General features: G+C 71.3%; 16 protein-coding genes. 5 read left to right on the forward strand and 11 right to left on the reverse strand.

What is annotated here, in order from left to right; translation table 11 throughout:
• A partial coding sequence (locus tag D7X99_RS24950) for a hypothetical protein (RefSeq protein WP_147476253.1) occupies positions 1-222 on the reverse strand: 222 nt, incomplete at its 3' end.
• Positions 223-328: 106 nt separating this feature from the next.
• Here D7X99_RS24950 and mazG point away from each other — a divergent pair.
• Both mazG and rpsT read left to right on the forward strand, forming a co-directional pair.
• Positions 329-1,519 carry a nucleoside triphosphate pyrophosphohydrolase gene (gene mazG, locus D7X99_RS24955; RefSeq protein ID WP_121779972.1) on the forward strand — a complete coding sequence of 397 codons (1,191 nt, stop codon included), beginning with the start codon at positions 329-331 and terminating at the stop codon, positions 1,517-1,519.
• A 173-nt stretch (positions 1,520-1,692) separates the two neighbouring features.
• Positions 1,693-1,959, forward strand: coding sequence for a 30S ribosomal protein S20 (rpsT, locus tag D7X99_RS24960; protein WP_120576275.1), 267 nt, complete (start codon positions 1,693-1,695; stop codon positions 1,957-1,959).
• Between the two features lie 46 nt (positions 1,960-2,005).
• Here the strand turns inward: rpsT and lptE are convergent, their stop codons facing one another.
• The 3 genes from lptE to leuS form a co-directional block, all read right to left on the reverse strand.
• Entirely contained in the window at positions 2,006-2,527 is a 522-nt protein-coding gene (gene lptE / locus D7X99_RS24965; protein ID WP_121779973.1) for an LPS assembly lipoprotein LptE, read from the reverse strand.
• Positions 2,528-2,627: 100 nt separating this feature from the next.
• A complete protein-coding gene (locus D7X99_RS24970; protein WP_120576277.1) occupies positions 2,628-3,218 on the reverse strand; it encodes a hypothetical protein in 591 nt (196 codons plus the stop codon).
• Positions 3,219-3,236: 18 nt separating this feature from the next.
• Positions 3,237-5,738, reverse strand: a complete 2,502-nt coding sequence (gene leuS / locus D7X99_RS24975; RefSeq protein WP_121779974.1) for a leucine--tRNA ligase — start codon at positions 5,736-5,738, stop codon at positions 3,237-3,239.
• Positions 5,739-5,955: 217 nt separating this feature from the next.
• Between leuS and asnS the strand changes: the two genes are divergently transcribed.
• From asnS to D7X99_RS24990, 3 genes are all read left to right on the forward strand, one after another.
• On the forward strand, positions 5,956-7,356 hold the full coding sequence (asnS, locus tag D7X99_RS24980; RefSeq protein ID WP_121779975.1) for an asparagine--tRNA ligase: 1,401 nt from the start codon (positions 5,956-5,958) through the stop codon (positions 7,354-7,356).
• Between the two features lie 134 nt (positions 7,357-7,490).
• Positions 7,491-7,781 carry a hypothetical protein gene (locus D7X99_RS24985; RefSeq protein WP_147476254.1) on the forward strand — a complete coding sequence of 97 codons (291 nt, stop codon included), beginning with the start codon at positions 7,491-7,493 and terminating at the stop codon, positions 7,779-7,781.
• A gap of 51 nt (positions 7,782-7,832) precedes the next feature.
• Positions 7,833-8,033, forward strand: coding sequence for a hypothetical protein (locus D7X99_RS24990; protein ID WP_121779977.1), 201 nt, complete (start codon positions 7,833-7,835; stop codon positions 8,031-8,033).
• Positions 8,034-8,035: 2 nt separating this feature from the next.
• Here D7X99_RS24990 and D7X99_RS24995 read toward each other — a convergent pair whose 3' ends face one another.
• The 7 genes from D7X99_RS24995 to D7X99_RS25025 form a co-directional block, all read right to left on the reverse strand.
• Complete coding sequence (locus D7X99_RS24995; RefSeq protein ID WP_121779978.1) at positions 8,036-8,926, reverse strand: NAD(P)-dependent oxidoreductase; 891 nt, start codon at positions 8,924-8,926, stop codon at positions 8,036-8,038.
• Between the two features lie 25 nt (positions 8,927-8,951).
• Complete coding sequence (locus D7X99_RS25000) at positions 8,952-10,673, reverse strand: putative ABC exporter domain-containing protein (RefSeq protein ID WP_121779979.1); 1,722 nt, start codon at positions 10,671-10,673, stop codon at positions 8,952-8,954.
• Positions 10,670-11,443, reverse strand: a complete 774-nt coding sequence (locus D7X99_RS25005) for an ABC transporter ATP-binding protein (protein WP_121779980.1) — start codon at positions 11,441-11,443, stop codon at positions 10,670-10,672. Before D7X99_RS25005 ends, D7X99_RS25000 begins: the two co-directional genes overlap by 4 nt.
• Before the next feature lie 27 nt (positions 11,444-11,470).
• A complete protein-coding gene (locus D7X99_RS25010; RefSeq protein WP_121779981.1) occupies positions 11,471-11,854 on the reverse strand; it encodes a response regulator in 384 nt (127 codons plus the stop codon).
• A 69-nt stretch (positions 11,855-11,923) separates the two neighbouring features.
• Complete coding sequence (gene cheB / locus D7X99_RS25015; RefSeq protein WP_121779982.1) at positions 11,924-12,967, reverse strand: chemotaxis-specific protein-glutamate methyltransferase CheB; 1,044 nt, start codon at positions 12,965-12,967, stop codon at positions 11,924-11,926.
• Positions 12,967-13,839: a protein-glutamate O-methyltransferase CheR gene (locus D7X99_RS25020; protein ID WP_169825898.1), complete on the reverse strand. Its 873-nt coding sequence runs from the start codon at positions 13,837-13,839 to the stop codon at positions 12,967-12,969. The genes cheB and D7X99_RS25020 overlap by 1 nt, the downstream gene beginning before the upstream one ends.
• A 13-nt stretch (positions 13,840-13,852) precedes the next feature.
• Positions 13,853-15,844 carry a HEAT repeat domain-containing protein gene (locus D7X99_RS25025; protein WP_121780012.1) on the reverse strand — a complete coding sequence of 664 codons (1,992 nt, stop codon included), beginning with the start codon at positions 15,842-15,844 and terminating at the stop codon, positions 13,853-13,855.
• Between the last annotated feature and the right edge of the window lie 142 nt (positions 15,845-15,986).

Here is a 15,986-nt window from a genome sequence, read left to right on the forward strand (position 1 = left end):
GGCCACGGAGGATGATCCGGTGGAGGACACCGGCTCGTCGGCCTCCTCGGAGCCGGTGTCCTCCACCGGATCATCCTCCGTGGCCTGGAAGGTGCTGGGGTCCGGCTCCGGCTCGATGACCTTCTCCTCGATGCGCAGGAGCGGCTCCTGCATCAACGCAGGGGCGCGAGCGGGGACAAGCAGCACGAGGCTGCAACACAGGCCGAGGAACGAGCGGAGCATCCGGACGTCCGATGATAGGCGACAGGCTGGACGATCCGAAATCATGTGGTGCCTTCCGCCCGTGCTACAGGATCCCGTGGCGGGGGGATTGCTCGGGAGTGAATGAATGGCGGCGCCTGGAAGCGAGCTGGAACGACTGGTGGAGATCATGCGGCTTCTTCGGGCCGAGGGAGGCTGCCCGTGGGACCGCGAACAGGACCTGCGCTCGCTGCGCCCCTACCTGACCGAGGAGGCGTTCGAGGTCCTGGATGAAATGGACCGCGTCTCCGACGGCGGCCCGTGGCGCCCGCTGTGTGAAGAACTGGGGGATCTGCTCTTCCAGATTGTCTTCCACGCGCAGCTGGCGGCGGAGCTGGGCGAGTTCACCATGGCGGACGTCTGCGCGGCGATCAGCGACAAGATCACCAGCCGGCACCCGCACGTGTTCGGGGATCAGCAGGTGAAGGTGAACGGCGCCGAGCAGGTGCTGGCCAACTGGGCGCAGCTGAAGGCGGAGGAGCGCAAGAAGAAGACCGGGCGCGCGGGCTCCGTGCTGGACGGCGTGCCCACCGCGGCCCCGTCCCTGCTGCGCGCGGAGCGCCTGACGGAGAAGGCCAGCCGCATCGGCTTCGACTGGCCGGACCTGGCCGGGGTGCGCGGCAAGCTGGACGAGGAGCTGCGCGAGCTGGACGAGGCCATCGCGTCAGGCGGCCGGGACGCCATCGAGCACGAGCTGGGGGACGTCTTGTTCTCGCTCGCGAACCTCGCGCGCTTCGTGAAGACGCCCGCGGAGGACGCGCTGCGCATGGCCTCGCGCCGCTTCGTCACGCGCTTCCAGTACATCGAGGCGAAGCTGCACGAGGAGAACGTCCCCTTTGGCGGCGCCACGCTCGAGCACATGGAGCGCCACTGGCAGGCCGCGAAGGCCGTGGAGAAGGCGCTGCCCCCGCCCAGCCACCCGCCGCGCGCCTCCGTGGCCACCCTGCGCCTGGCGGTGCCGGACGTGGCGGCCCAGAAGGCCTTCTGGGACGAGCTGGCCTCCTGGCTGGGCTGGACGCCCACCCGGACGACGGATGGCACGGCGGCCTACACGGGCGCGGGCCTGGGGCTCGTCTTCATGCCGGGCGTCCAGGGACAGGCGGCGTCCGCGGTGGCCCTCACCCTGGAGGCCCCCTCGTCCTCGGGGGTCGCCCGGCTCCTGGAGCTGTTCCGGGCCCACCATCCGGGGCGGTTGGTGCCGTGCGCCAACGCCGAGGCGGGCTTCCAGTTCGTGGATCCCGCCGGGTTGCGGTGGGAATACGCCGCCCCTCCGGCATGATTCTTCCGGCGTGAGGCGTCGGTGGGGCCCCCGGGAGGCATTCCGGAGGCCTCCCAGGGGTTCCGGAACTGGAAATCCTGATCGCGATCGCACGCGTGCCTTGACGCAACGGGGGCATCGCAGTAAGGACCGCCCCTCTTTTTCCTTGCCTTGCCTTCCGCTGGAGCATTGCCTTGGCGAACACCAAGTCCGCAGAGAAGCGTTACCGCCAGTCCCTGAAGCGCCGCGCCCGGAACGTGAATGTCCGGACGTCCGTGAAGGACGCCGTCAAGTCCGCCCGCGAGGCCATTGCCTCCAAGGACGGTTCGAAGTTGACGGATTCGCTGAAGGCGGCTTCCAAGTCCCTCAACAAGGCGGCCAGCAAGGGCGTCCTGCACAAGCGCACCGCCGCGCGCCGCATCTCCCGGCTGGCCAAGGCCGCCGCGAAGAAGAAGGCCTAGTCATCCCGTAGCACCACCGCGTGTTGAGGACCGGGCTCCCCGGTCCTCACCAGGTGCTGGCCAGCCGATCGTACCCGTCGCGCATGAGCAACTCCGCCAGGCGCGCCAGCGCGGCCTGACGGTTGGCCTCGGCTTCCAGGACGTTTCCGCGTCCCTGGAGGTAGTCCTCAGTCCCTGACACCACCGTCTCCCCGAGCAGCTGCCCCTCCTTGACGAGGCGCAGCCGCACCGTGGTGGAGACGCGGTAGTTGTTGCCGATGATGGTCGGGGAGGCCCAGACGTTGAGCACCGCCCCCTCAATCGTGGACGTGCAGTTCGGAGCGCTGGCCAGACGGCCCGCTTGGATGAGCTGCTGCCTCAGGTAGCGCGTGAAGAGGTTCTCCAGCGCGGGCTCCGGCGTCTCGTTGGCGAAGATGGGCGCGCACACCTGGCCCGTGCCCTCCGGCAGCGCGGAGCCCCACGGGCTGAAGCGGTAGCCGCATCCGGCTCCCAGCATCGCCGCGGCCACCACGCCCCACCGGAACGCCTTCACCGCACCCGCCTGAACCGCGCTCCTCGAGGGCCGCATGGGCGCGCACCCTACCCGGCCGCGATCCTCCGTCAAGCGCCGGGGCCGGCCAGCGGCGCGGCTTCGAGACCGGGCCCGTTGTCCCGCGGCGCGGGCTCCCTCAAGCGCCGGAGCCGGCCAGCGGTACTCCTCGCATGCGTCCGGCAGCCGCCAGCGTGTCGCGGGCCGCGGTGAGCCGTGCCTCGCGGGCCGAGCCCTTCAGCGCCATGCCCAGCGGCCACTGCATCCGCGTGCCGTCATCCAGCTCCAGCGTGAGGCCATGGTGGCGGTACAGCGCCGCGAGCCCCAGGCCGATGACGCCCGCCATGAAGGCCATGATCCGCACCGCCTGCGTGGGCGCCCAGAAGAGGCCCAGCGCGGTGAAGGCGAGCAGCCCCAGCGATTCGAAGTAGGGCCGCGTGCGCCACTCCAGCCGCCGCACCCTCGCCCAGGGCACCTCGAGCGTCGGGCCTCCGCCCGGGCGCCCCTGGAACGACAGTTGCGTGTCGTTCACCGCCAGGGCGCGTCGGTTGCCCAGGTCCAGCGCGAAAGGGGAGACGCCCGGCAACGGCGCGGGCGACTCCGAAGCCTCGGGAGACCGGGGCGGCAGGGGCGCCTCCGGCAGCTCCGCGTTGCAGAAGGCACAGCGGCGCCGGGCCGCCGTCTGGGGGCGCCCGCAGGCGGAGCACATGACGAGCACTTCCGCGGGCACCGCCCCTCCCTCCCGCCGTCAGCCGACGACGAAGTTCACCAGCCGCTTGGGGACGAAGACGAACTTGCGCAGCGTCTTGCCTTCGAGGGCGGCCTTCACCTTGTCGTCCGCCTCCGCCGCCGCGCGCACATCCGCCTCGCCCGCGTCCGCCGCCACGCGCACCTCCGCGCGCAGCTTGCCGTTCACCTGCACGGCGTACGGAATCACGTCGTCCACCACCAGCGCCGGGTCGAACTCCGGCCAGGACTCCGTGACGGTGGACGCCTTCGCGCCGTAGGCCTCCGCCAGCTCGTCCGCGATGTGCGGCGCGAGGGGCGTGAGGATGCGCGCGAGCAGCCGCACCGCCTCCCCCATCGCCGCCTTCTCCGCGGGCGTCTCCGGCGTGCCCACCGCGTAGAGCGCGTTCACGCACTCCATGACGCCCGCGACGGCGGTGTTGAAGGACAGGCGCTCGATGGCCTCCGTCACGCGCTTGACGCACTTGTGGGCCGCGCGGCGCGTCTCCAGCGCCTTGCCCTCATAGGGGCCCGAGTACGTGGCCTCCGCCGAGGACGCGTGGTGCGTGGCGGCCAGCGTCCACACGCGCTTGAGGAAGCGGAACACGCCCTCCACCTGCTCGTGGGACCAGTCGAAGTCGCGCTCCGGCGGGCCCGCGAAGAGCACGTAGGTGCGCGCGGTGTCCGCGCCGTACTTCGCCACGATGGTGTTGGGCGCCACGCCGTTGCCGTAGCGCTTGCCCATCTTCCGGCCATCCGCGCCGTTGACGATGCCCTGCGTGATCAGCCGAGTCACAGGCTCGTCCACCGGGGACAGGCCGAGGAGCTTCATCACCCGGGTCCAGAAGCGGAAGTAGAGCAGGTGCATCACGCCGTGCTCGGGGCCGCCCACGTAGATGTCCACCGGCAGCCAGCGCTGGCCCTCCTTCGGGTCGAAGGGCGCCACGTCGTACTTCGGCGACAGGTAGCGCGCGAAGTACCAGCAGGAGTCGACGAAGGTGTCCATCGTCTCCGTCTCCCGGCGCGCGGCGCCGCCGCACTTCGGGCAGGTCGCGTTGACGAACTCCGGCACCTTCGCGAGCGGCGGCTCCCCCTTGCCGGTGAGCACCGCCTGCGTGTCGATGTCCGGCAGCCGCACCGGGAGCTGCTCCATCGGGACGGGGATGCCCTTGCGCTCGGGGTCGCACTTCTCGCAGTAGACGATGGGGATGGGCGTGCCCCAGTAGCGCTGGCGGCTGAAGCCCCAGTCCTTCTGGCGGTACGTCACCGTGGCCTTGCCCTGCCCCTGCGACTCCAGCTTCGCGGCCAGCTTCACGCGCACTTCGGCCGAAGGCATGCCGGTGAAGTCACCGGAGTCCACGAGGACGCCGTCCTCCGTGTACGCCGCGTCGAGCGTCTCCCCGGCGCCGAGCTTGTCGCCGGACGCCGGCTGGATGACCACGCGCACGGGCAGCGAGTACTTGCGCGCGAAGGCGAAGTCGCGCGCGTCGTGCGCCGGGACGCTCATCACCGCGCCGGTGCCGTAGTCGCTCACCACGAAGTTGGCGATCCAGATGGGCACCGGCTGGCCCGTCACCGGATTCAGCGCGTAGCCACCGGTGAAGACGCCCTCCTTCTCCGCGTCCTCGCCCAGCCGCTCCGTCTTGTTCTGGGCGGCCATCTTCTTCGCGAACGCGTCCACGTCCGCGCGGCGGTCCGCCGTCGTCACCTGGGCCACGAGCTTGTGGTCCGGCGCGAGCACCACGTAGGTGCAGCCGTAGAGCGTGTCCACGCGGGTGGTGAAGACGCGCAGGGCGGCGTCATGCCCCTGCACGCGGAAGTCCACCTCCGCGCCGTCCGAGCGGCCAATCCAGTTGCGCTGGGCGGAGGTGATGCGGTCCGGCCACTCCTTGAGCGTGTCGAGCGCGTCGAGCAGGTCCTGCGAGTACTTCGTGATGCGGAACGCCCACTCGGGCATCTCCTTGTCCTGCACCTCGGAGTCGCAGCGCTCGCAGCGGCCGTCCTTCACCTGCTCGTTGGCGATGACGGTGTGACAGCCGGTACACCAGTTCACCTTGCTGAAGCGGCGATAGACGAGCCCGCGCTCGAGCATCTGGAGGAAGAACCACTGGTTCCAGCGGTAGTACTCCGGCTGGCTGGTGTTGACCTCGCGCGTCCAGTCGTAGCTGTAGCCGAGCGTCTTGATCTCCGCCTTGAACGACTCGATGTTCTCGCGGGTGCGGATGGCCGGGTGGACGCCGTCCTTGATGGCCGCGTTCTCCGCCGGCAGGCCGAAGGCGTCCCAGCCCATGGGGTGCAGCACGTCGAAGCCGCGCATCTGGTAGTAGCGCGCGTAGACGTCCCCGATGAGGTAGTTGCGCACATGCCCCATGTGCATCTGGCCACTGGGGTACGGCAGCATCTCCAGGACGTACTTCTTCGGGGCATCCGGGCGCCTGCCTGCCCGGAAGAGGCCCTCCTGCTCCCAGCGGGTCTGCCACTTTCCTTCAATCGACTGCGGCTCGTAACGCTCGTTCATCGCCATGGCTTCTCGGTCTCTTAGCGGGAGGTAGGACACGCGGGCAACAAGTCTTGGCGCGTCGAAAGCCTGGACGGCTGGCGGCCCCGGGGCCCTGACCGGGAAACCCGGATGGGCGGGGACCCGGCAGGCCCCAGGCCAGGGCCAGGCTTCGCTCGGTGCTTGCCCTTGGGGCCGGGCACGACTAACTCGCCTTCCCGGTCTGGAGCAGAGGGAGAGCACCATGCAGGTCGTGAGTGTGAAGAAGGCCCTGTCGGGGGCCGTCGAAGCGGGCTCGAAGGTGGAGGTGCGCGGCTGGGTGCGGACGCGCCGCGACTCCAAGGCGGGCATCAGCTTCGTGAACGTGAGCGACGGGTCGGTCTTCGACCCCATCCAGGTCGTCGCGCCCAATTCGCTGCCCAACTACGAGAAGGAAATCCTGCACCTCACCGCGGGCGCCTCCGTCATCTGCCGGGGCACGCTGGTGCAGTCCCAGGGCAAGGGTCAGGCCTTCGAGATTCAGGCGGACGAGGTGCAGGTGCTGGGTCTGGTGGACGACCCGGACACCTACCCCATCCAGCCGAAGCAGCACTCGCTGGAGTTCCTGCGGGAGGTGGCGCACCTGCGCGTGCGCACCAACACCTTCGGGGCCATCACCCGCGTGCGCAACGCGGCGGCGCAGGCGGTGCACCGCTTCTTCCACTCGGAAGGCTTCTGCTGGGTGAACACGCCCATCATCACCGCGAGCGACGCGGAGGGCGCGGGGCAGATGTTCCGCGTGTCCACGCTGGACGCGCACAACCCGCCGCGGGGTGAGAACGGGAAGATCGACTGGGGCAAGGACTTCTTCGGCAAGGAGGCCTACCTCACCGTGTCCGGACAGCTGAACGTGGAGGCGTACTGCCTCGCGATGTCGAAGGTCTACACGTTCGGCCCCACGTTCCGCGCGGAGAACAGCAACACCACGCGGCACCTGGCCGAGTTCTGGATGATTGAGCCGGAGATCGCCTTCGCGGACCTCAACGAGGACGCGCTGCTGGCGGAGCGGTTCCTCAAGTACGTGTTCAAGGCCGTGCTGGATGAGTGCGCGCCGGACATGAAGTTCTTCGAGGAGCGCCAGCAGAAGGGCGTCACGGAGCGGATGGAGAAGTTCATCGGCTCCAGCTTCGAGCGCATCGACTACACGGACGCCGTCTCCATCCTCCAGAAGGCGAAGAAGAAGTTCGAGTACGCGCCGGAGTGGGGCAAGGACCTCCAGACGGAGCACGAGCGCTACCTCACCGAGGAGCACGTGGGCCGGCCCGTGGTGGTGATGAACTACCCAGAGGCCATCAAGGCCTTCTACATGCGCATCAACGAGGACGGGAAGACCGTGGCCGCCATGGACGTGCTCGCCCCGGGCATTGGGGAGATCATCGGCGGCAGCCAGCGCGAGGAGCGCCTGGACGTGCTGGACGCGCGCATGAGGAAGTTCGGCCTCGATCCCGCGCACTACCAGTGGTACCGCGACCTGCGCCGCTACGGCACGGTGCCGCACGCGGGCTTCGGCCTGGGGTTCGAGCGGCTCATCGTCTACATCTGCGGCCTGCAGAACATCCGCGACGCCATCCCCTACCCGCGCGTGCCGGGCTCCGCCACGTTCTAGTCCGCGCCACCGCGCAGTGAAGTCAGCAAGGGCCTCCCGTGGCGCGTCCACTGGAGGCCCTTTCTTTTCGGGGCAGGATTGACCGGCGCGATGCCCTGGCTACGTTGGGCACCGTGTCCTGGCACCCGCATCAGGTGGCTCGCTGGCTGAGGCTCGCGCTGGCGTGCGTCGCGCTGGCGCTGGGCGCCGGTGCCTCCGCGCATTCGCTGCCAGGGCCCCAGGCGGCGGTCGCGGTCCTCGTCGAGCGGCGCGCTCCCGAGGTCCGGCACCAGGCGGAGGCACCCGCCCGGACCGAAGCGTCCCTGCCGTCGTCATGGCCTTCGCGTGTCCATGCCAGCACGTCGCATGGCGGCGTGGCGCGGGCCTCGCGGCTCCCGGGGCCACCGCACCGCTACTTCCTGCTGCATCGCGCACTCCTGAACTGAGGGCTTCCAGAGGTCCGTCCCTGGAAGTCCACCCGGTTCCTGGAGTCCTCCATGCCGTCGCTCTCGCGTGCGGGACGTGCCCTCTGGCGCGTCCTCAAGGCGGGCCTGCGCAGGTGCATTCGCGCCTGCCGGCTCGTCCTCATCCTCATCCTTGTCGTCCTGCCCAATCCCCTGGTGATGGTCCTGTCCGTCTTCCTTGGACCCGATCGCCGCAACCATCCCGCGGAGGTGCTGCGCAAGAAGAAGGAATAGTCTCAGGTCTTCTTCGTGATGCCGGCGCGCTCCTGCGCGAGCGCGCCGAGCGCGGACCAGTCCTCATCGCCGCGCCCCTGGGCGACGCCGGTGAGGAAGTGGTCTCGCAGCAGGCTCGCGAGTGGCAGCGGCACCTCCGCCGCCCTTCCCGCTTCGAGCGCCAGCGTCACGTCCTTGAGGCCCAGGCGCAGCGCGAAGCCCGCGGGCGTGTACTGCCCCTTCGCGATGGCGCCCGCGTAGTTCTCGAAGATGGGCGCCTTGGCGAAGACGGACTTGAAGACGTCCAGGAACGCGGCGCGCTCCACGCCGCACTTCTCCGCGAGCGCGAAGGACTCCGACAGCGCTTCCATCATCGACGCGATGAGGAAGTTGCCGGACAGCTTCACCGTGTTCGCGGCGGACGGCCGTTCTCCCAGCTCCGTGAGGCCCCGCCCCAGGGCCGTGAGCACCGGACGCACGCGCTCCATCTGCGCCTTCGGGCCGGCGGCGACGACCCAGAGCTGCTTGCCCGCGGCGGCTTCTGGCCGGCCGAAGACGGGAGCGGAGACGTAGCCCTGTCCCGCGTCCGTGTGCGCCTTCGTCAGCCGCTCCGACAACGCGACGGAGATGGTGCTGGAGGAGACATGGATGGCGTTCTTCGGCAGGGCGCTGACGATGCCGTCCTTCCCCAGCACTGCTTCTTCCGCGGCGTGGTCGTCCGCGAGCATGGACACGACGACCTCCGCGTCGCGGGCAGCCTCCGCGGGCGTCTTCGCCACGCGCGCGCCCTGCTGCTTCAGCGGATCCGCCTTGGAGGCGGTGCGGTTCCAGACAACGAGCTCATGGCCCGCGCCGGCCAGGTTCTTCGCCATGGGTGTGCCCATGTTCCCCAACCCGATGAAGCCGACCTTCATGGAGATGCTCCCTTCGTGCTCGCGTTCACGCTTCGTTCGACTGTTCTTCCGACACGTCCAGCCGCTCGAAGGCGCGGCCCAGGACGGCGACGCCCAGCGCCACCTCCGCGAAGAGTGCTCCCGCCGCCGCCAACCCCGCGAGCGGAACCGCCCAGCGCCCCATGACAGTGAACAGCGGATAGCCCACGAGGAGGGCTATGACGGCGGCCGGCAACAGTCCCAGGAACGTCACCACCAGCGTGCCCACCAGCGTGAGCAGCCGCTGGCCCAGCGCCTCCACGCCGCGTGCCCGCTCGGAGTCCGCCGGAATCCACGCGGGCAGCAGCACCACCGCCGCGTTCTGCACGAACAGCCCCGCCAGGCCCAGCGCCGGCAACACCGACAAGAGGCCCAGCACCACCGGCGTGGACCATGGCGCGAGCGTCACGTCGTCCGCGCCCACCCCCAGCACCAGCGCCACGAGCAACATCACCCACTGCGCCACACCCAACGTCAGCGCGGACGCCGCCAGCTCCGCGCCCACCACCTGCCGCCCCGTGAGCGGCAGCGCGCGCAGGAGCTCCAGCTTCGGCAGGTCCATGCGCAGGTCGGTGCGGAACGCGCTCGGGCCAATCACGGCCATGGCCACCGCGACCATCAGCGCCATGGGCCCCAGGAACTCACGGCTGTTGGAGAACAGCCGCGTGTCCCCCATCACCAGCGCGAACACGGCGCCCAGCACCCCGAAGGACAGCAGCATCGCCAGCCCGCTGCCCATGCGCCTGCGCGCGATGAGGTTCTTCCACAGGAGCGCGACCTCTGGACGCCCCCGGGCCTTCAGCACGAAGGGCACCCGGCCCACGCGCAGATTGCCCGAGCGCGCGGCCCGCTGTGCCCGCCGCCGCGTCCGCGCTTCCGCCCCGGCCACCGCGGAGTCCTCGAAGGGAACCTCCACCGCGAGCACCCAGGCGTAGTGCGCCACCAGCAGCGCCAGCGACGCGGGCAGGTAGCGCAGGAAGCCCTCCCAGCTTCGCGCCATCGCGGGGGCCACCAGCGCCCGGCCCGGCCACAGCACCGCTCGGGGCCCGGGGGCGTTGAGCACGTCGCGCAACCACTCGCGTACGGCGAAGGGCGTGGAGAGGTTCTCCGGCAGCGGGTGGTCGCTCAGCGTGGACAGCAGCGCGCCCATCCCCGCGACCATGACGACCGCCACGATCGCCCACCGCACCACGCTGCCCCAGCGGCCTTGAGACACGAGCCACGCGCGCACGAAGGACGCCGCCGTGCCGTGCAGGTAGAGCGTCCCCATGGCCAGCGCCGCGCCCAGGAAGAAGAGCACCGGGCGGGGGCTGGTGAAGCGCCCCACGAAGAGGGTCGCCGCCAGCGCCGCGAGCATCGCGCTCAAGAGGCCGCGCAGCAGCTTGTAGTGCAGGAGCGCCTTGCGCGTGACGGGCGCGGCGAAGAAGGTCTGCACCTCCGTCTGCGTGAAGGTCAGCGCGGGCCGGTCCGCGCCCAGCACCCACGCCGTCACCAGCGTGCCCAGCACGGAGACCTCCAGCGAGAACTCCGCGAACAGCCTCGCGTTGGGCGACACCGCGCGGCCCGTGCCCTGCACGAAGACGCTGCGCCCCACCAGCGAATACAGGTACGCGAGCCCCACCAGCGCGCCCAGGAGGTAGCGCGGACGCTTCAGCCGCTGCACCTGGCGCACCACCCGGTTGCGCCACGTCCTCACCCAGAGGAACGCCACCGCGCTCGGGAAGCTCACGCCGGTTCGTTCCCCCGCGCTCCCGCCTCCTCCGACGCCGCGCTGGTGATGCGCACGAACAGCTCCTCCAGCGACGCGCCGTCCCCGGCTCCACCCGCCATCTGCTCGCGGATCTCCGCCAGCGAACCCAGCGCCACCGCGCGCCCTCCGGCGATGACGAGCAGCCGGTGGCACAGCTCCTCCACCAGCGGGAGCAGGTGCGACGACAGCACCAGCGCCGTGCCCTCCTCCGAGCGGCGGCGCAGCGAGGCCTTCATGCGGCGGATGCCCAGCGGATCCAACCCCGTCAGCGGTTCATCCAGGAGGATGAGCCGGGGCTGGTGCAGGAAGCCGCACGCGATGGACAGCTTCTGCTTCATGCCCCGCGACAGCTCGCCCGGCAGCGACTTCTCCCGGCCCGTGAGCTCCATCTCCGCCAGGAGCGCGCGGCCCCGCTCCTCCCAGTCCTCCACGCCGTAGAGGCGCGCGGTGAAGTTCAGGTGCTCCCAGACGGTGAGGTACTCGAAGAAGCGCGGCTCGTCCGGGAGGAAGGCCAGCTGGCGCTTCGCCTCCACCGGCGCCTGCGCCACGTCGAAGCCCGCCACCCGCACACGCCCCTCGGAGGGCGGAAGGATGCCGGCCAGGCACCGCAGCGTGGACGTCTTGCCCGCGCCGTTGGGCCCCACCAGTCCCAGCACCTCGCCCGGTGCCACCTGGAAGGACAGGCCGCGCACCGCCCGCACCGCGCCGTACGTCTTCTCCAGCCCTTCGACGTCCAGCGCCGGTTCCATGCGTGCCCTTGGGATTCCTGTCGAAGCTCAGCCGAGCTTCAACAGTTCCTTCACCGTGTCCAGCACCACGCGGGCCTGCACGGGCTTCACCAGGTAGGCCGTGGCCCCCAGCGCCATGGCCCGCTCGCGGTCCGCCGCCGCGCCCTCCGTCGTCACCACGACGATGGGCACCGCCCGGTGCTCTTCCGTCTGGCGGATGTGGTGGATGAGCTTCAGCCCGTCCATCAACGGCATGTTGATGTCCGTCATCACCAGGTCGAAGCGGCCCTGCGTGGAGAGCTTCTTCAGCCCATCCACGCCGTCCTGTGCCTCGATGCAGACCACGCCGGCCAGGCGCTGGAGCGCGTACATGATGCTGCGGCGCATGGCCTGCGAGTCATCCACCACCAGCGCGCGGATCTGCTGCGACATGGACACCAGCCTAGCACCCGCGCGCCGTCCGGCCCGGGATTGTGCGGCGGCTGTCATGCAGCCAGCGATTCACTGCCCGCCGGACTGCCGTCGGCGGCGCACCAGCGCGGCCAGCTCCGTCCCGATGGCGTCCAGGGCCAGCACCCGGCTCACCGCGCCCGTGGCGATGGCCTCCTTGGGCATGCCGTACACCACCGCCGTGTCCTCGGACTCGGCCCACGTCTCGCCGCCCTCGCGGCGGACCGCGCGCACGCCCTGCGCCCCGTCCGCTCCCATCCCCGTCAGCACCACCGCCACCGCGCGCGGACCCAGCACGTCCGCCGCGCTCTCGAAGAGCCGGTCCACCGACGGTGCGTACTTGTCCGCGGGCACCGGCGACGGCGTGCGCAGCTCCAGTCGCCCGGTGCGGTCCGACAGCAACAGGTGGCGGCCTCCCGGCGCGATGTAGACGTGGCCCGGCTTCACCACGTCGCCCTCGCACGCCTCCCTCACCGTGAAGGGACCGATGCGGTCCAACCGCTCCGCGAAGGCCTTGGTGAACTGCGATGGCATGTGCTGGCCCACCAGCACGCTGACGGTTGGTTCCGTGGCCAGTCCCTCCAGGAGCCGCTGCACCGCGGGAGGCCCGCCCGTGGACGCGCCCACGGCGATGATCTGCGGCACCTCCCCCGACAGCAAGACGCCGCGCAGCGCGGCTCCGTGGCGTCCCCCGGGCTTCACGTGGCGCGCCGCGAGCACCTTGTCGATGAGCTCGCGCCGCAGGTGCTCCAGCGCCGCCGGCGTGACCTGGGGCGGCTTGGCGATGAAGTCGAACGCGCCCAGCTCCAGCGCCTTGCCCACGTCCGAGCGGTGCGCGTAGCTGGAGATGACGATGACGGGCGTGGGCGCCGCGCGCATGAGCAGCCGCAGGAACGTGTGGCCTCCCAGCCGGGGCATCTCCAGGTCCAGCGTCACCACGTCGGGCTTCAGGTCCAGGACCTTCTTGAGCCCCTCCTCGCCGTCCTGGGCCCAGTCCAGCACCATCACCTCCGCGGAGGACTCCAGCAGCGTGGTGAGCGTGCGGCGGTTGGTGGCCGAGTCGTCGATGACGAGCACCGTGAGCGGGCGTCCCATCAGCGGCCCTCCCCGCCCGGAAGCTCGGGCCGGCGGTAGACGAGGTCGCCCTTCAGGTGCACCAGTTCGAAGTCCGCGCCCAGGCTGAGCAGGTTCTCCGCGTGTCCCAGGAGCAGGTAGCCCCCGGGACAGAGCCGGTCGCGGATGACGCCCAGCACGCGGCGGCGCGCGGCCAGGTCGAAGTAGATCATCACGTTGCGGCAGAAGACGACGTCCGAGCGCGGCACCAGCTGGCTGCCCGCCACGTCCGACAGGTTGTGGTGACCGAAGTTCACCCACGCCTTCACGTCGTCGCGCACGCGGACGCGGTTCACCCCCACCGGCACGAAGTAGCGCTCCAGCAGGTCCGGCGGCGTCGCGCGCAGGGCGCTGGGGCCGTACTCGGCGCGGCGGGCCACGGCCAGCACGCGGCGGGACAGGTCCGTGCCCAGGACCTCCACGTCCCAGTCGTTGAAGCGGCCGCTCTCCTTGAGCAGCATGGCCAGCGTGTACGCCTCCTCACCGGAGGAACACCCCGCCGACCACAGCCGCAGCCGCCGCGTGTGCGCGTTGCGCTTCTCCAGGATGGGGAGCAGCTCCTCGCAAAAGGCCTTGAGCTGCGCGGGTTCGCGGAAGAAGTACGTCTCGTGCGTGGTGAGGGACTCCACCGCTGCTTCCAGCTCCGCGCTGCGCTGGGCGTCGTAGCGCAGGTAGCGGTGGTAGGAGCCGAAGTCCTGGATCCCCAGCGCCTCCAGCCGGGGCCACAGCCGGCGCTCCATCACGAACTTCATGTTCTCGTGGATGAGGATTCCGCAGTGCGCGTAGACGTGGTCGCGCAGCAGCCGGAACTCCTCCAGCGTCATCTCCGGGCGGCCCTCGTCGAAGCGTGGCATCCGAGTCCTCCCCTCAGCGCCCCGACAACAGGACGACCGCTTCCGCCAGCGCCACCTGGGCCAGCGCGTCCTGCTCCACCGCCATCGCCTGCTCGAGCGCGGGCAGGCACTCCGGCCGCCCCAGCCCGCCCAGCACGCGCGCCGCGGTCGCCCGCACGTCCCAGCGGGGATGGCCCAGGAGCGACACCGCCAGCGCCGCCCCATCCGCCGAGGCCTCCGCCGACCCCAGCGCCGCCAACGCCGCCTTCACCACCTCCGCGTCGTGATGGCTGAGCGCGTCCCACAGCACGCCCGCGCCCACAGTGCCCAGCTTCGTCAGCGCGCGCACCGCCAGCATCGCGAGCGCACCATCGCCGTGGCGCACCAGGGCCTCCAGGTCCGGGGAGCGCTCCTTCGCGCCCGCCGCGCCCACGGCCTCCACCGCGGCCACGCGCACGCCGCGGTCCTCGTCCTTCAGCGCGAGCCCCAGGAACGTCGCGGCCTCCCTGCCGCCCTGCTGCCCCAGGGAGCGCACCGCGGCGATGCGCACCTTGGGGGACTCATCCGCCAGCGCACCTCGCGCCAGCTCCAGGCCGGCCTCGCCGTCCGCCCGGCCCGCGGCCTCCACCGCCGCCGCGCGCCAGGAAGCGTCTTCATCGCGAGCAATCCGCCGCAGCACGGGCAACACCCTCGCCCCGCCCAGCCGGCCCAGCACCGCCACCGCCGCGGGCGTCGTGCGCTGCTCCACCGCCGCCTCCAGCGCGGCCAGCGCGGCCAGCGGATGGGCCACCGTCAGCTGCTCCAGCGCTCGCGCCGCCATGCCCGACAGCGAGGGGTCCGAGAGCAGCTCCACCAGCGGCGTCACGGCGTCCGGAGAGTGCGTGCGCCCCAGCGCACGCACCACCACCGCGCGCAGGTCGTCCTCCGCCCACTCCAGGAGCGCGCACAGCTCCGGCACCGACGTCGAGTCCACCAGCAGCACCAGCGCCTCGGCCGCCACCGTGCGCGCGGGCAGCGACAGCGTGCCCATGCTCCCGAGCAGCAGACGCCGGCCCTCCGGCCCCAATTGGCCCAGCGTGAAGAGCACCTCGCGCAACAGCCGGTCCTCGCGCGCCACCTCCGCCACCGCCACTGCCAGCGACGCTTCGCCCAGCGCGCCGGCCGCCACCAGCGCGCCGGCCCGCACCCGGACGTCGTCGCCGTCCAGGGCCTCCGCCACATGCGCCGTCACGCCCGGGATGCCGCTCAGCACCGAGCGCGCCACGGCATCCAGCTCACCACGCTCGTACGGGCCCAGCCCCACAGCCTGTTTCCCCAGCGCGACGAGCGCCGCCTCGCGCACCGAGCGCACCGGCGACCCCAGCGCCCGACAGATGCGCTCCGTGGCCACGCCCGGGGGGTACAGGCCGAGGAGCCGCAGGGCGCTGCGCTGCACCCCCGGGTCCTCCACCAGCGCCATCACCCGCTCCAACGGGGGCGCGCGCTTGAGCGACGCGAGCCCCTCCAGCGCGGCCAGCCGCAACAGGGGCGCGGGCGCGTCCAGCAGGCCTTCCAGCGCCCGCGCCGCGGCATCTCCGCCCATCCGGCCCAGCGCCTCCGCGGCCGACACGCGCACGTTGAGGTCGTCGTCGGAGAGCGCGCGCAGGAGTACGTCCTCCACCTCCGGGCGGCCCAGCTGGCCCAGGATGTCCGCCGCCAGCTTTCGCTGATCCGGATCCTCGTGCTCCAGCAGGTGCACCAGCGGCGGGATTGCCACCGGCCCCATTCCGGCCAGCGCCTCGGCCGCCGCGTTGCGCGCGCCCGTCTCGCCGCGCCTGCCCAGAACGGAGATGAGCCGCGCGGTGACTCCCGGCGCATCCGGTACGTGGCGCAGTCCTTCCGCCGCCGCGTGGCGCACGCGCCAGCTCTCGTCATGCAGGCCGGTGGTGAAGGTCTCCAGGGCTCCGGGCGCGCGCGGATCCACCGCCTGCAGCGCCCGGTACCGCGCTTCTTCCTGCCCCGCGGGGGACCGCACCGTGTCGCTCATCCGCCGTCCTCCTTCGGGGTTCGTGTTGCTCGGGATGGCCACATCCTGCTCGAAGCCGCCGGGGGAGTCGCGTCCCACGAGGCCCCGTCAGCCCTCCTCCCCAGGCGCTCCCCGCGCCGGAGGGCAGCCCGGCGCTGGATGG

Origin of the sequence: Corallococcus sp. AB032C (assembly GCF_003668935.1) — a bacterium.
GTDB classification, from domain to species: domain Bacteria; phylum Myxococcota; class Myxococcia; order Myxococcales; family Myxococcaceae; genus Corallococcus; species Corallococcus exiguus.

Excerpts from the sequence above, each read along its gene's own strand:
- mazG (WP_121779972.1), top strand. The coding sequence starts at position 329 with ATGGCGGCGCCTGGAAGCGAGCTGGAACGACTGGTGGAGATCATGCGG.
- lptE (WP_121779973.1), bottom strand. The coding sequence starts at position 2,527 with ATGCGGCCCTCGAGGAGCGCGGTTCAGGCGGGTGCGGTGAAGGCGTTC.
- leuS (WP_121779974.1), bottom strand. The coding sequence starts at position 5,738 with ATGGCGATGAACGAGCGTTACGAGCCGCAGTCGATTGAAGGAAAGTGG.
- asnS (WP_121779975.1), top strand. The coding sequence starts at position 5,956 with ATGCAGGTCGTGAGTGTGAAGAAGGCCCTGTCGGGGGCCGTCGAAGCG.
- D7X99_RS24990 (WP_121779977.1), top strand. The coding sequence starts at position 7,833 with ATGCCGTCGCTCTCGCGTGCGGGACGTGCCCTCTGGCGCGTCCTCAAG.
- D7X99_RS24995 (WP_121779978.1), bottom strand. The coding sequence starts at position 8,926 with ATGAAGGTCGGCTTCATCGGGTTGGGGAACATGGGCACACCCATGGCG.
- D7X99_RS25005 (WP_121779980.1), bottom strand. The coding sequence starts at position 11,443 with ATGGAACCGGCGCTGGACGTCGAAGGGCTGGAGAAGACGTACGGCGCG.
- D7X99_RS25010 (WP_121779981.1), bottom strand. The coding sequence starts at position 11,854 with ATGTCGCAGCAGATCCGCGCGCTGGTGGTGGATGACTCGCAGGCCATG.
- cheB (WP_121779982.1), bottom strand. The coding sequence starts at position 12,967 with ATGGGACGCCCGCTCACGGTGCTCGTCATCGACGACTCGGCCACCAAC.
- D7X99_RS25020 (WP_169825898.1), bottom strand. The coding sequence starts at position 13,839 with ATGCCACGCTTCGACGAGGGCCGCCCGGAGATGACGCTGGAGGAGTTC.
- D7X99_RS25025 (WP_121780012.1), bottom strand. The coding sequence starts at position 15,844 with ATGAGCGACACGGTGCGGTCCCCCGCGGGGCAGGAAGAAGCGCGGTAC.